Annotated in this window: 10 protein-coding genes and 1 pseudogene; 6 read left to right on the plus strand and 5 right to left on the minus strand. The window is 72.3% G+C overall.

Annotation, left to right across the window (positions count from 1 at the left end; genetic code table 11):
• Positions 1 to 3: 3 nt before the first annotated feature.
• Genes DFQ13_RS00430 through DFQ13_RS00450 form a run of 5 tightly spaced genes read left to right on the plus strand, consistent with a single transcriptional unit; the run spans position 4 to position 6,482 of the window.
• Positions 4 to 1,170, plus strand: a complete 1,167-nt coding sequence (locus tag DFQ13_RS00430; RefSeq protein ID WP_110078368.1) for a glycosyltransferase — start codon at positions 4 to 6, stop codon at positions 1,168 to 1,170.
• Positions 1,167 to 3,065 carry a hypothetical protein gene (locus DFQ13_RS00435; RefSeq protein ID WP_146240982.1) on the plus strand — a complete coding sequence of 633 codons (1,899 nt, stop codon included), beginning with the start codon at positions 1,167 to 1,169 and terminating at the stop codon, positions 3,063 to 3,065. Before DFQ13_RS00430 ends, DFQ13_RS00435 begins: the two co-directional genes overlap by 4 nt.
• Positions 3,062 to 3,841, plus strand: coding sequence for a hypothetical protein (locus tag DFQ13_RS00440; RefSeq protein WP_110078370.1), 780 nt, complete (start codon positions 3,062 to 3,064; stop codon positions 3,839 to 3,841). The genes DFQ13_RS00435 and DFQ13_RS00440 overlap by 4 nt, the downstream gene beginning before the upstream one ends.
• Positions 3,838 to 5,253: a polysaccharide biosynthesis protein gene (locus DFQ13_RS00445; protein ID WP_110078371.1), complete on the plus strand. Its 1,416-nt coding sequence runs from the start codon at positions 3,838 to 3,840 to the stop codon at positions 5,251 to 5,253. Before DFQ13_RS00440 ends, DFQ13_RS00445 begins: the two co-directional genes overlap by 4 nt.
• Positions 5,250 to 6,482 (plus strand): glycosyltransferase family 4 protein, encoded by a 1,233-nt coding sequence (locus tag DFQ13_RS00450; RefSeq protein WP_146240983.1) that lies wholly within the window; start codon positions 5,250 to 5,252, stop codon positions 6,480 to 6,482. The genes DFQ13_RS00445 and DFQ13_RS00450 overlap by 4 nt, the downstream gene beginning before the upstream one ends.
• A gap of 589 nt (positions 6,483 to 7,071) precedes the next feature.
• Here DFQ13_RS00450 and DFQ13_RS00455 read toward each other — a convergent pair.
• The 4 genes and pseudogenes from DFQ13_RS00455 to DFQ13_RS00465 form a co-directional block, all read right to left on the minus strand.
• On the minus strand, positions 7,072 to 8,547 hold the full coding sequence (locus tag DFQ13_RS00455) for a DUF4185 domain-containing protein (protein WP_110078373.1): 1,476 nt from the start codon (positions 8,545 to 8,547) through the stop codon (positions 7,072 to 7,074).
• Between the two features lie 151 nt (positions 8,548 to 8,698).
• Positions 8,699 to 9,715, minus strand: coding sequence for a glycerophosphodiester phosphodiesterase family protein (locus DFQ13_RS34630; protein WP_267897631.1), 1,017 nt, complete (start codon positions 9,713 to 9,715; stop codon positions 8,699 to 8,701).
• A pseudogene (locus DFQ13_RS34635) lies at positions 9,701 to 10,714 on the minus strand (glycerophosphodiester phosphodiesterase family protein); the annotation flags it as partial. The pseudogene DFQ13_RS34635 and the gene DFQ13_RS34630, both read right to left, overlap by 15 nt.
• 258 nt (positions 10,715 to 10,972) lie before the next feature.
• On the minus strand, positions 10,973 to 11,866 hold the full coding sequence (locus DFQ13_RS00465; RefSeq protein WP_110078375.1) for an MBL fold metallo-hydrolase: 894 nt from the start codon (positions 11,864 to 11,866) through the stop codon (positions 10,973 to 10,975).
• 82 nt (positions 11,867 to 11,948) lie between these two features.
• On the opposite strand from DFQ13_RS00465, the gene DFQ13_RS00470 reads away from it, so the two are divergent.
• Complete coding sequence (locus DFQ13_RS00470) at positions 11,949 to 12,848, plus strand: LysR family transcriptional regulator (protein WP_110078376.1); 900 nt, start codon at positions 11,949 to 11,951, stop codon at positions 12,846 to 12,848.
• On the opposite strand, the gene DFQ13_RS00475 is transcribed toward DFQ13_RS00470, so the two are convergent.
• A complete protein-coding gene (locus DFQ13_RS00475; protein ID WP_219994183.1) occupies positions 12,817 to 13,668 on the minus strand; it encodes an alpha/beta fold hydrolase in 852 nt (283 codons plus the stop codon). The genes DFQ13_RS00470 and DFQ13_RS00475 overlap by 32 nt on opposite strands.
• Between the last annotated feature and the right edge of the window lie 149 nt (positions 13,669 to 13,817).

Below are 13,817 nucleotides of genomic sequence, written 5' to 3' on the forward strand. Positions count from 1 at the left end.
GAAGTGGGAGAGCGGCGCAGGGTGTGGCTGGTCGGGCCGGGTTTCGAGTTCCTCAGCGGCCTGTCGGTCTACACCTGCCGGCTGGCCAACGCGCTCGCCGAGGAACACGACGTGTCGGTCGTGCTGCTGCGCAAGCTGATCCCGGCCCGGCTCTACCCCGGCGGCAAGCGCACCGGGGATGACCTGACCAGCCTCAGCTACGACGAGCGGGTCCGCGTCGCCGGTGAGGTCGACTGGTACTGGGGCGCGGAGCTGGGCGCCGTCGTGCGGCGGCTCAAGCGCGAGCGCCCGGACGTGCTGGTGCTCCAGTGGTGGACCGCGGCGACGCTGCACACCTACCTGGTGCTGGCCAGGGCCGCCCGGCAGGCCGGGGTGCCGGTCGTGCTGGAGTTCCACGAGACCCAGGACACCGGCGAGGCGTCGGTGCCGCTGGTGGCGGGCTACTGCCGCCGGGTGATGCCGCGGCTGCTGGCCAAGGCCTCCGGCGCGCTGGTGCACAACCGGCACGACCTGGAGCTGCTGCGCGGCACCTACGGCGCGGCGCTGGACCACCTCGCCGTCGAGATCGCCCCGCACGGCCCGTACGACCACCTGCCCCCGGCCCCCGCCACCGACGCCGACGTGACCCGGCTGCTGTTCTTCGGGCTGATCCGCCCTTACAAGGGCGTCGAGGACCTGGTGTCGGCGTTCAACGCCCTGTCCGCCGAGGACGCCGCCCGGTTCACCCTGACCGTGGTCGGGGAGACCTGGGAGGGCTGGACCAAGCCCGCCGAGCTGATCGCCGCGAGCCCGCACGCCGACCGGATCACCTTCGTCAACCGCTACGTCAGCGACGAGGAGGCGGGCCGGTTCTTCGCCGACGCCGACGCCCTCGTGCTGCCCTACCGGCGCGGCTCGGCCAGCGGCCCGCTGCAGATCGCCATGAGCGGCGGCATCCACGTGCTGCTCTACGCCGTCGGCGGCCTGGTCGAGGCGGTCGCCGACTACCCCGGCGCGGTCCTGCTGCCCCCCGACGACGTGACCGCGCTGCGCGCCGCCCTGCTGGACCTGCCGGACCGGCGCGCGGAGCGCTTCGCCGACCCGCACTCGTGGGCCGCGACCACCGCCGCGGTCGACCGGCTCACCACCGCGCTCACCGCCGCGGCCCGGACCACCCCGGCGGCGGTGTGACCACCTCGACCCACCCGCCGACGCAGGCCCCCGCGGACACCCCGGGCACTGCCGCGTCCACACAGGACACCCGCCCCCCGGCCCGCTGGACGTCGTGGCCCGCCGTGGTCGGCGCCGCCGCGGTGGGCATCCTCGTCGTGGGGCTGTCCTACCGGCTCGCCGCCGAGGGCGGGAACCCGAACATCCGCTACGGCGTGTTCTGGCTCGGGATGCTGCTGGCCGCCGTCCCGGTCACCGCGCGGATCGCCACCGGCGACCGGGTGGCCGCCGGTTGGGGCGTCGCCCTGCTCGGCGTGCTCACCTACGTGCCGAAGTTCCTGCGCAACCCGGGCGCCCCCGCCTACCACGACGAGTACGCGCACTGGCGCGAAGCCGTGGACGTGCTCTCGACCGGCACCCTGTTCCAGCCCAACTCGATCATCCCGATCGTGCAGTACTACCCGGGCACCTCCGGGCTGACCGCCGCCGTGCAGCGGCTCACCGGGCTGTCGGTGTGGTCCTCCGGGCAGCTCGTGTTGTTCACCGCGCACGTGCTGGTCCTGTTCGCCGTCGTCGTGCTGGCGCGCGTGCACCTCAGGTCCGCCGCGGCCGGTGCGCTGGCCGCCGTGGTCTACGCGCTGAACCCGTCGGAGATGTACTTCGACACCCAGTACGCCTACGAGGGCATCGCGGTCGCGTTCTTCATGTGGATTCTCGCCCTGGGCAGCATCGCCGCCCGGTCGAGCGGACGGCGGCGGACCGCCGCGCTGGCGCTGGCCCTGCTGTGCGTGGGCGGCTGCGTGGCCACCCACCACCTGACCACGCTGTTCCTGGTGCTGCTGCTGGGCGGGGTGGCGGCGATCGTGGCGTTTCGGCGGTGGCGGTCCAAGACCGCCGAGGGCACCGGGGTGTGGCTGGTCCTCTTCGGCGGCACCGTGCTGGTGGCCGTCGCCTGGGTCCTGTTCGTCGCCACGCCCACGCTGACCTACCTGTCGCCGTACTTCGGCGGGTCGGTGGAGCAGCTCAGCGGCATGGCGTCCCAGGAGGACACCGGGCGGGTCGTGCTGGCCCCGTCGCCGCAACCGCTCTGGGAGCGCGGGCTCACCGCGCTGTCGCCGGTCATCGTCGGGCTGGTGTGCCTGGCCGCGCTGCTGGCGCTGCGCAAGGTCCTCAAGGACTGGCGCGCGGACACGCTGGCGCTCATGGCGTTCGGGCTCGTGTACTTCCCGTCGGTGCTGTTCCTGCTGGCGCCCTCCGGCGCCGAGGGCGCCCGGCGGTCGTGGGCGTTCAGCTACCTGGGCATCGCGCTCATCGCCGCCTTCATGGTCCTGCGCTGGCGGGAACGCCGACCGGTGCGGTGGTGGGGGCGCGGGTGGGTGTTGATGGCGCTGTTCGTCGTCGTGCTCGTGGGCAACGTCGGCGCGGGCCTCAACGACCCGTACCGCTTCCCCGGGCCGTTCCGCTGGGGCACCGACACCAACTCCGCCAGCGCCGAGGCGCGCACGGTGGGGGAGGAGCTGTCCGCGCGGGCGGGCCGGGTCCGGGTCATCACCGACCGGTACACCGCGCTGCAACTGGTCGCCTACGGCGGCTTGGACGTGGCCGCGCCCTCGGTCGGCTTCCCGGCCTGGCAGCTCACCCAGACCCCGGACGGGCCGAGCACGCAGCTCGCCGCCGAGATGCGCGCCGCGGGCTACGACTACCTGGTCGTCGATACGCGCATGGCCGAGGAGCCGTCCTTCATCGGCGACAACTACGGCCCCACCGACCCGCTGATCGGCCAGGCGACCCCCAAGGAGAACCTGGCCCGCCTCGACCGGGTGCCCTGGGCCACCCGGGTGATCACCACCGAGCACCTGCGGGTCTACCACCTGGACTTCTTCCTGATGAACGCGCCGATTGGGGGCGGGTCGTGAACCGGACGTTGATCCTGGCCTCCTCGGTCGTCGCCGCGGTGGTCCTGTCGCTGCTGCCGGTGCCGGTGGTGCTGCGCACCCTGGTCCTGTTCCCGGTGCTGATCCTCGTCGCGGGCTGGAGCGCCGCCCGGCTCGTGCTGGGCACCCGCACTCCCGGGAATGACACTGCCGACGACGACCTCCGGTTCACGCTGCCGGTGCTGGTGGCGCTGCTCGTGCCGCTGGCCGTGGTGCTGCTGCTGGCGGTCTTCGGCATCCCGGTCGACACCCCGGGCATCGCGATCGGGACCGGGGCCGTGGCGCTGCTGCTGGTGGGCGCCGCGCACGTCGCGGCCGGTCCGCCGACCTGGCCCACCGGCCTGCGCCGGACTGTCGGGCCGCTGGTCGCCGTCCTGGTGCTGGGCGGTGCCGTCGCCGGTGCCGCCGCCATGCGGCCCCCGGTGGTCGAGTCGTACGCGCAGCTCTCGCTGAGCACGGCGGTCCCCCGGGCGGTGGCGGGCAGCACCGTGACGGTGCCGTGGACGCTGACCGGGTACGGCTCGCCGCTGCCCGAGGGCGCCCCCGAGGTCCGGGTGGCCGTCGCCGGGCAGACGGTCACGCCGGTCGAGGTCACCGGCGGCGCGGTCGGCCCGAGCACGGCGGCGGGCGCGGTCGACGAGCGGCGCGGGTCGGTCAGCTTCGCCGCCCCCACCGCGCCCGGCCTGCACGACGTGCGGGTCTCCGTCGGCCGCGACCCCTGGGCGACGCTCGTCCTGCGCCTGGAGGTCATCTCGTGACGGTGCCGGAGACCAGCGAGACCCCGGGGAACACCGGGACGACCGACAACGGCGGGGCCACCGAGACCACCGGGGCCGCCCAGAACCCCGGGTTCGCGGGGGGTGCCGGGGTCGCGGCCGACCCGGGCGGGCCGGTCGAGGCGGCGCCGGTCTCCTTGCGGGAGCGGCTCGCCACCGACGCCATGCTGCGCAACTCGATCGCGATCATGGCCACCACCGTGGTCACCTCCGTGTTCGGGTACGTGTTCTGGCTCGTGGTCGCCCGCACCTCCACCCCGGCGGTCAGCGGTGCCGGTGCCGCCGCCACCAGCGCCCTGCAGGCCGCCGCGCTGTTCGCCGCGGTCGGCGCCGCCGCCGCGATGGTGGAGTGGCTGCCGCGCAGCACCTCCACCGCGCAGTGGCGCTCCCGGCTGACCGTGGGCGTGACCGTCGCGACCGTGGGCGGCCTGCTCGGCGGGGTGTTCGTCGTGGCGCTGCTCGGGTACGCGCTCAACACCCTGCCCGCGCTGCGCGGACCCGTCGGCGGGGTGCTGTTCTGCCTGGGCACGGTGTTCTTCGCCGTCGGCACGGTCTACGACTACGCCGCGGTGGCCGAGCGCAGCGGGACCATGATGCTCGCCCGCAACGCCCTGTTCACCGCCCTGCGCGTCCCGCTGGTCGTGCTGCCGTGGCTGCTGCCCGGGACCGGCGACCAGATCCTCACCGCGTGGACCGCCGCGGCCGGGCTGTCGCTGCTGCTGGCCGTGGTCGGCTTCCGCCGCAGCGCGCACGGCCGGTCGCTGCGCCCCGCCCTGCCCGGGTTCGGCGCGGCGCTGCGCGAGATGCGCGCGTCGCTGCTGGGCCAGCACCTGATCACCGTCGCCGCCATGATGGGCACCTACCTGCTGCCGATCATCGTGGTGGCCAGGGTCTCGCCGGAGGCCAACGCCTACTTCTACGCCACCTGGATGCTCGGCGCGGTGTTCTTCATGGTCAGCCCGGCCGTGTCCACCTCGCTGTTCGCCGCCGCCGCTGAGGACCCCGCCGCGGTCGCGGGGGCCGCCCGGCGCGGACTGCGGATCATCGGCGCGCTGCTGGTCGCCCCGATCCTGGTGTACCTGCTCGGCGGCGGCCTGCTGCTGTCGCTGTTCGGCCCGGAGTACCCCGGGCAGGGGCGCCTGCTGCTGGTCCTGCTGACGCTCTCGGCGATCCCGGACGCCCTGACCAACGTCGCCGTCGCCGTCCTGCGGGCCACCACCCGGCTGCGCGCCGCCCTCTGGCTCAACCTGTCGATGCTGCTGGCCAGCCTGGTGGCGTCCTGGTTCCTGCTGCCGAGCCTGGGGATCGCCGCGGTCGGCTGGTCGTGGCTCGGCGCGCAGACCGTCGGCGCGCTGTGGGTCGTCGTGTCCTGGCGCCGGATCACCACGCCGTGAGGGTCCTCCAGGTCACCGACAACTACGCCCCCGCGACCGGGGGCCTGGAACGGGTCGTGCAGCTTCTCTCGCACGAACTGTCCGCCCGCGGCCACGAGGTGCACGTCGCGACGCTGAGCCGAACCGACGCCCCCGACCTGGAGGCGGAAGGCCCGGTCACGATCCACAGGCTCTCCGGCCTGACCCGGCACCTGCGCCGCTTCTCCGCAGACCCCAACCACCTGTTCCACCCCACCGTCGCCGACCCGGTCCTGGTGCGCCGGTTGCGGGAACTGGTCGACGAACTGCGCCCGGACGTCGTGCACGTGCATAGCTGGATGCTGCACTCGTGCCTGTCCCTGCGCCTGCCGCCGTCGTCGTCGCTGGTGGTGTCACTGCACGACTACGGCATCGCGTGCGCCAAGAAGACGTTGACGTACAAGGACTCCCTGGACACCGCCTGCTCGGGCCCCGAGCCGCGCAAGTGCCTGGGGTGCGCGAAGGACTTCTACGGCGCGGTCAAGGGGACCGCGCTGACGCTGGGGCTCTCCCGCACGCGGCTGGACGGGGTGGACCTGTTCCTGCCGATCAGCGACGCGGTGGCGCGGGCGTGCCTGCCCGGGGTGGCCGCCGAGCGAATCCGGGTCGTGCCGTCGTTCGTGGCGGACTCGGTCGCGCAGGTGGGTCCACGGCCGGACTTCCTGCCCGACGGGGACTTCGTGCTGTTCGTGGGCGCGCTGGGCGAGCACAAGGGGTTGGGGCCGCTGGTCGAGGCGCACCGCCGGATGGCGGCGGCCGTGCCGCTGGTGGTCATCGGACCCCGCCGGGCCGACACACCGGAACTGGTGGGGAGTCCTGGTCGGCCGGTGATCGTGCACGGGTCGGTGCCGCACCCGCAGATCATGGCCGCGTTCGCCGCCGCCGCCGTGGTGGCGGTGCCGTCGCGGTGGGCCGAGCCGCAGGGGCTCGTGGCGATCGAAGCCCTGGCGGTGGGTACGCCGGTGGTCGCTTCGCGGGTGGGTGGCTTGCCCGGGCTGGTCACCGATGGGGTGACCGGGCTGCTGGTGCCTCCGGGGGATGCCTCGGCGTTGGCGGGTGCTCTGGACTCGTTGCTCGCTGACCCCAGGGTTCGGGGCAGGATGGGGGCGGCGGGGCGGGTGGATGCGCGGCGGTACTTCGCCGGGGCTGTGGTGCCGCAGGTGGTTGCGGCTTATGAGTCGCTTGTGGATCGACGGTCTGCGGTGTCCTAGGAGCTGCTGGGAGTCCGGTCTTGTGGCTGGTGCCCGGGGTCTGGTGCCTGCTTCAAGCGCCGGTCGTTCGGTGGGTGTGCCCGGCTGGGTGGATGTGTTTGGCCGGGGCCCCTATGGCGATCATGTGCTCCAGTGCGTCAGGTGGGGCTGAAAAGATGCCCCACCGCCCAGGCAGGCTGTCACATGATCGCCACCCCCGGCCAAACACATCCACCCACCCGGGCAGGGCCGTAGCCGGGGCGGCGGTTTGTTGGGTGGTCGGCTGGCCGAGCACATCCACCCACCCGGGCATTTGGCTTGCCGGGCCGCCGGTTTCGGGGGTGGTTGGCTGGGCAAGCACATCCACCCACCCGGGCAGGGGCGTAGCCGGGCTGGCGGTTTGTTGGGTGGTCGGCTGGCCAAGCACATCCACCCACCCGGGCAGTTGGCTCGCCGGGTCGCTGGTTCTCGGGGTGATCGGCTGGCCAAGCACACCCGCCCACCCGGGCGTTTGCTTGGCCGGGCCAGCGGTTTTCGGGTGGTCGGCTGGGCGGGTACCTCCGCCCACCCGGGCGTTCGCTCGCCGGGCCGGCGGTTGCGGGGTGGCAGGCTAGCCGGTCGACGCCATCGCCCCCGCTCGGTGGCGTGCCGCCGACACCCCGGTGTTGGCGCTCGCCGCAGTCCTGGTCACCGCCGCGATGTCGGCTTTGCTCACGCGGTTGTCGGTGTTGTCACCGAGTACCGCGATCTGCTCGGCCAGTGGCAGCTTCTGCCACTGCGGCGACACCGGCCCGACGTGCCCGGGAAGGGCGGGCTCGTCCTTCGTCACCGCCAGCGTGGCACCGACCGAGCCACGCGCCGCGACGGTGCCGTACATGTTGCCGGTCCACTGGCGGACGCCGTAGTACTCCAACCCGACCCATTGCGACAACAGGATGTGGGAGTTCGCCAACGTCGAGTACGGATGCACGATCGGCGCGTAGATGTTCTGGGCCTGCGCGTAGGTCACGTGGGTCTTCGGGGCGGTCCACAGGCCCGTCGGGTACGTCGCCGTCTGGGTGACCGCGCCGCGGCCGCCGTTGAGGAACGACAACACGACCCGCCCCTCGATGACCTGTGCCGACAGCTCGCCGATGGCTTCGTTGCGACTCGGTGCGTTGATGATCGGCGTGATCGGCCCGTACTGGCGCCAGTCCCAGCGACCGGAGCCGTCGACGCCCCAGAAGCGGTACTGGCTGTAGTTCCACATCTTGTCCCACGGCACCCGCATGAGGTGGATGCCACCGCCGTTCCAGCGGCCCTCGTTGGTCCCGTAGACGTAGACGAAGTTCTCACCCGGCCACATGATCATGGTGTTGTTCTGGAACAGGCTCATGTCGCCGCTGTTCCAGTAGTCCATGTTCTCCCGGTTGGTCTCCAGGTTCCACGTGGTGGTCCAGTTCTCCGCGTTGGTGTCGGTGGACGTCCACAGCCGGGAGTACCAGGTGCGCCAACTGCCACCGGCACTCGGGATGCCGCCCTGCTCGGGGATCGCCCAGTCCCGCACACCGAACGTGGACATGATGTAGCGGCCGTCGGGCAGGTGGATCAGGTCGTTGGGGATCTCGGTGACGACCTGCCCCGGCGTGTTCCTGGCGTAGGCGGGATCGTTGTGCCGGTAGAGGATCATCTCCTTGGCCCGTGAGCCACCGATGGCGTTGTCCCAGCGGATGCCGTTCTGCAGGTCGGTGTTCGACTGGCGCAGCCCGACGGGCGAACGCCACCCGGTGACGTTGACCGGCACCGGCTGGTCGAAGGTGTCGCCGAAGATCGAGATGCAGTAGCCGTGGTTGGTCCGTGCGGTGAACCCGAGGTCGGTGCCTCGGAAGCCGAACCGGGCCGTCTCGTTGCCCGTGAGGTCCTTGAGGTAGCCGGCCCGCGGTGTGCCGGCTGCGCTGGCCGTCGCGGCGCCGAGCCCGCCGAGCCCGGTGCCTGCGCCGAGCAGTGCGCCTGCGGCCCCCTTGAGGAACGTCGCACGGCTGATGCCGAGGCCCGTCCGTGCTGTCGGATCGGTGCCATCGCCGCTGGTGTGGTCGTCGCGTCGCATTCCGCTCCTCCAGGAGTGACCGCTGTGTGACCACGACGCTACCCACTGTTCCAGAAAACCGGAATGACCAGATTTTGCCGGTGCCGGAACCCTGGGTCTGGCTGCCGGGTGGGGCGGGGTGGCGCCATGCCCGGCGCCGCCCCGCCCGGGGTCAGCGCAGGCCGTTGCGGCGGGCGACCGCGATCAGCAGGTCGGGGTCGTCGCTGATCGCGCCGGTGACGCCCAGGTCGATCACCCGCTGGATGGTGGCCTCGTCGTTCACGGTGTACGGGACGACCTTGAGCCCGTACCGGGACTGCAAGGTCCGCACGTCCGGGCCGAAGTAGTAGGCCGGGTCGGTGCGCAGGTACCAGTCGTCGTTCGGGGACTTGGTCTGGGTCGGGTCGTGCACCTGCCAGTTGGCCGACACCGTGGACGCGCCGGAAGCCTTCACCAGCTTGCCGAGGTCGCGGTACCGCCACCAGTCCAGGCCGCCGGTCCACGGGCTGCGCACCGACGGGTCGCCGTAGACCGCCTGCAAGGAGCACTCGTCGGCGGCGGTCTTGCACTCCTCCGGGCCGTACTGCCAGACCAGGGCCACGGTTTCGATGCGCGGGTCCAGTGCCCGGGCCAGGCGGATCGTCCGCCAGTCGAACGACTGGATGGTGGCGCGGCGGGCGAACCCGGCCCGCTCGATCGCGGCCACCAACTGCACGGCGAACTGCTGGTGGGGGGCGGTGTCGTCGGCGGTGGGGCTGAGCTTGGTCTCGACGTTGAGCCGGATGTCGGTCCGGCCGCTACGCCTGACCAGTGCGAAGACCTCGTCCAGCGTCGGGATGCGCTGGCCGGGGGCCGCCTGCTGCCTGGGGAACTCCGGCAGGGTCTTGCTGCCGCAGTCGATGGTCTTGAGCTGCGCCAGGGTGAGCTGCCGCACCTGCTTGCCGACGTACGGGTACAGCGGGTCGCCCGCGCGGACCGGGGCGGTGTCGACGCAGTGCGAACCGTTGACCGTCCGGTCGTGCAGCACCACCAGGCGGTTGTCGCGGGTGATGCCGGTGTCCAGTTCCAGTGTGGACACGTCGCGCTCGGCCAGCGAGTACCCGAAGGCCGCCAGGGTGTTCTCCGGGCGCACCGACCGGCCGCCGCGGTGGGCCTGGACGTCGAAGGGGGAGGCGTACCCGCGGGGCAGGGCGACACCGCGCCCGCGCAGGACCTCGCGCAACCGGTCGGGGTAGTCGGTGATCAGGCCGTCCACGCCGTCGTCGACCAGCTTGGCCATGGTGGGGGCGTCGTCGACCGTCCAGGGGATGACCTCGACGCCGTTGGCGTGCGCGTGCCGCACCAGTTCGGCGGTGACGTAGGACCGGTAGTCCGGGTCGGTCACCTTGCCCGCCTGCGGGAACCCGTGCACGGGGGAGAACGCGTTCGCACCGAAGGACTTCACCGCCGCGATCGGGTCGCCGCCGAAGTCGTCGACGTCCAGCCCGCCCAACCACGGCGAGCGGCCGGGCTGCCCGGTCTGCAGGAAGTCGAAGTTGGTCAGCGCGACCAGGGGCAGCTTCGGCGACACCTGGCGCATCCGCATCAGCGCGCCCCAGTCGAAGCTCTGCACCGACACCCGGTCACCCACGCCCGCCTCGGCGATCACCCGCGCGGTGACCCGCACGAACTGCTCGCGCGGCGCGGTCTCCTGCGGGGCGCCCGCCTCGACCTTCGTCTCCACGTTGAACCGCACGTCGTCGGCGCGGTGGCGGGCGGCCAGCGCGAACACCTCGCTCAGCAGCGGCATCCGCGAACCCGGCGACAGGACCTGGCCGGGGAAGTTCGGCAGCCGCTTCGACCCGCAGTCGAGCGTGCGCACCTGCGCCAGGGTCAGGTCCTTGACGTAGTGGCCGACGTACCGCGCCCCCGGTTCGGTGTCGGCGCACTTGTTCCCGTCCACCTTGCGGTCGTGCGTCACCACGGCCTGCCCGTCGGCGGTGATCTGCACGTCCAACTCCAGCGTGCTCACCCCCAGCCGCAGGGCGTTGCCGAACGCGCTGAGCGTGCTCTCCGACCGCAGCCCGATCCCACCCCGGTGCGCCTGCAGGTCGAACCCACGCCGCTCCCCGGGCGCCGCGTCCGCGGGCGCCACCACGAGCCCCGCCGCCAGCGCCGCCACCACCACAGCCCAGCCCGTACGTCTCATGCCCGGCATGGTGCCAACGGGTTCGGCCCGGACCAAGGCGCGCACCCGCCATTCACCCAGGTTTCCCCCGGCGTACCCCGGATGCCCCAACCCTCGGCCGTCGCAAGTTCTCGGAGGTAAATATAAGCTATCTCCTATCAAGATATTTCAGAGCCTGAAACGTGGTGGGAACGATATCCGGGTAGGAGGTGGACGAATGCGAAGATGGGACCCCGCCTGGCTGTACCCGAGCTGAGGCAGGTGCCGCGTTCTCGGGGGTCACGGGTGTTCGGCGCAGAAGCAGTCGATGCCCTTCTCGATCCAGTCGCGGCCGACCCATTCCGGGTGGCGTTCGATCGCCAGGGCCGAGACCTCCGCGACGATCGTCTCCCGGCTCACGGCCGAGTCGCGTCGGAGCCAGGTTTCGTCGCGCAGGAATTCGAGGTAGGTGCGGACCTCGTCGAGCACCCGGGGGCCGGAGATGTCGCCGTGGCCGGGGACGACGGTGTCCGGGGTGGTGGTGATGAGGGTGCCCATGACGTCGATCCAGCGGGTGCCGGAGACGTCGGTGTCGTACGGCGGGAACCAGGGGAAGATCGCGAACTGCCCGGCTTCGACCAGGTCGCCGGTGAACAGCACGCCCGCGTCGGGGATGGAGATGACCTGGTCGCCCTTGCTGTGGGCGCGGCCGGTGGCCCGCAGGTGCACGGTCCGGCCGCCCAGGTCGAGGTCGTGTGCGCTGTCGTAGACGGTGTCCGGGGTGATCGGTTCGACGCCTTCGAGGCGGCGGGCGACCGGTGTTCCGAGGCCTCGGAACATGTCCAGGTAGGCCGGGCCCTTGTCCGCCAGGTCCGCCGCTTGGGCGCGGTTGAGCAGGTAGGTCGCCTCGCCCGCGAAGGACTGGGCGCCGAAGGCGTGTTCGGGGTGGAAGTGGGTGGTGGTCAGGTGGATCTTGCGGCCCCGGGCGTACTCGGTGGCGAAGGTGAGCACGTCGGTGCCTGCGCGCGGTCCCAGGCCGGTGTCGACGACCAGGATGGAGTGGCTGCCGCCGATGATGCCGATGTTGGGCACCAGTTCCACCCCGCGGTTGGGGATGACCACCAGGTCGTCGGCGATTTCCCGGGCGTCGGTGGTGGTGACGGCCGGGTCGTGGGTGAGGGGTTCGAAGGCCATGTCCTGACCTTGGTGGTCGGGGGTGGCGGGCGTCCAACACCGATCCCGCACCGCCGATACCGCGTTGGTATTGTCGCTGGTGATGGAGCTTCGCCTGCTGCGCTACTTCGTGGCCCTCGTCGAGGAGCGGCACTTCGGTCGGGCGGCTGCCCGGTTGCACATGACGCAGCCGCCGCTGAGTCGGGCCATCCGGCAGTTGGAGGCCGACCTGGGGGTCGTGCTGCTGCTCCGTTCGGCGGTCGGTGTCGAGCCCACGCCCGCCGGGGACGTCCTGTACGCGGAGGCGCGCACGTTGTTGGAGCGGGCTGAGCGGGCTCGTGGGCGGGTGGCGGCGGCGGGTGCGGTGGCGTTGACCGTGGGCATGCTCGCGGACAGTGCGGCCGAGGTGGGTACGCGGGTGGTGGAGGCGTTCCGGGAGCGCCACCCCGGGGTGTCGATCCGGTTCCGGGAGGCGGACTTCACCGATCCGACCGCGGGGTTGCGCACCGGTCTGGCCGATGTGGCGCTGACCCGGACCCCCTTCGACGACACCGGCATCGGTTCGCGCGTGTTGCGGTCGGACCCGACCGGGGTGGTGCTGCGCGCGGACGACCCGCTCGCCCGCCGCGACACCCTGTGCCTGGCCGACCTCGCCGACCGCCCGTGGCCGCAGTTGCCGGAGGGCGTGGACCCGGTGTGGGGTGCGTTCTGGAACGGGGCGACCCCGGTTGGGGGGCGGTTGGCGGGTCCGGTGGTGCGGACGGTCAACGAGTGCGTGCAGGCCGTGCTGTGGAACGGCTCGGTCGGGGTCGCGCCGTTGGGCCACGCCCTGCCTGTCGGGTTGGTCTGCGTGCCGTTGGCCGACATGCCGCCGAGTTCGCTGGTGGTGGCCTGGGCGGTGGGGAACCGGAGTCCGCTGGTCGGTTCGTTCGTCGACATCGCCGACCGGTCGGCGCGGGTGTGGGGTGGGGTCAGGTCAGCCAGTCGAGGATGCGCCGGTTGATGTCGGTGGGGGCTTGCAGGTGCGGGAAGTGGCCGACGCCGGGGATGACCTCGGCCTTGGAGCCGGGGGAGAGCAGGGCCTGGGTGGTGGTCGGGTCCGGGGGGAGGATGCAGCCGTCGTCGGCGCCGTGCAGGTAGAGGGTGGGGGTGTCGGGGGTGCGTTCGGTGGCGGCCTGTTCGGTGGCGTAGCGGGGTTGGTGCAGGTCGGGGTTCATCCGGGCCCGGTAGTAGCCGAGGGCGGCGGTGAGGTTGCGGGGGTCGGCGAGGGCGGCTTTTACCTCGGCGAGGTCGTCGGCGGCGGGGTAACCGGGGGACCAGTCGGCCCAGAGGCCGTCGAGGAAGGCGAAGTCGTCGGCGGCGACGGCGCGTTCGGCGCCGGGGAGTTGGAAGAGGTAGGAGTAGAAGAAGCGCTTGTGCTGCTCGTAGCTGTGGTTCCAGGCCCCGGCGGGGGGTGCGGCGAGGGTGACCAGTTTGCGCCAGCGGCCGGTGCTCGCGGCGGCGTAGGCGGCGAAGGCGCCCCAGTCGTGGCCGATGAGGACCGCGTCGTCGGTGCCGTCGAGGGCGTGGTGCAGGGCGTTGGCGTCGGCGGCGAGGGCGCCGACCTGGTAGGCGCCGTCGGTGGGGATGGCGGTGGGTGCGTAGCCGCGCAGGAACGGGGCGACGGCGTGGTGGCCCTGTTCGGCGAGGGCTGGCAGCAGGTGGCGCCAGGTGTGGGCGGTGTCGGGGAAGCCGTGCAGGCACAGGGCCAGTGGTCCTGATCCGGCTTCGAGCAGCCCGAATTCCAGTCCGCCCGCCACCACGCTCCGCGCTGTCACAGTCACGCGCCGACCATAACGGTTGTCGAACCGGGCCAGGGTGATGTGTTGTGCGGGGGTACCGGTGGGCTGGAAGTGTGCCAGGCTCGGGTGATGAGCGCGTACGACTACGACCTGGTCGCCACCGGTACCCGGCCCGCGCGGCCGGGGAAGGC

Origin of the sequence: Actinokineospora spheciospongiae (genome assembly GCF_003182415.1) — a bacterium.
GTDB classification, from domain to species: Bacteria; Actinomycetota; Actinomycetes; order Mycobacteriales; family Pseudonocardiaceae; genus Actinokineospora; species Actinokineospora spheciospongiae.

Bases quoted from the DNA above. Each gene is read 5' to 3' on its own strand.
- DFQ13_RS00465 (WP_110078375.1), bottom strand. From the start codon at position 11,866: ATGGCCTTCGAACCCCTCACCCACGACCCGGCCGTCACCACCACCGAC.
- DFQ13_RS00455 (WP_110078373.1), bottom strand. From the start codon at position 8,547: ATGCGACGCGACGACCACACCAGCGGCGATGGCACCGATCCGACAGCA.
- DFQ13_RS00470 (WP_110078376.1), top strand. From the start codon at position 11,949: ATGGAGCTTCGCCTGCTGCGCTACTTCGTGGCCCTCGTCGAGGAGCGG.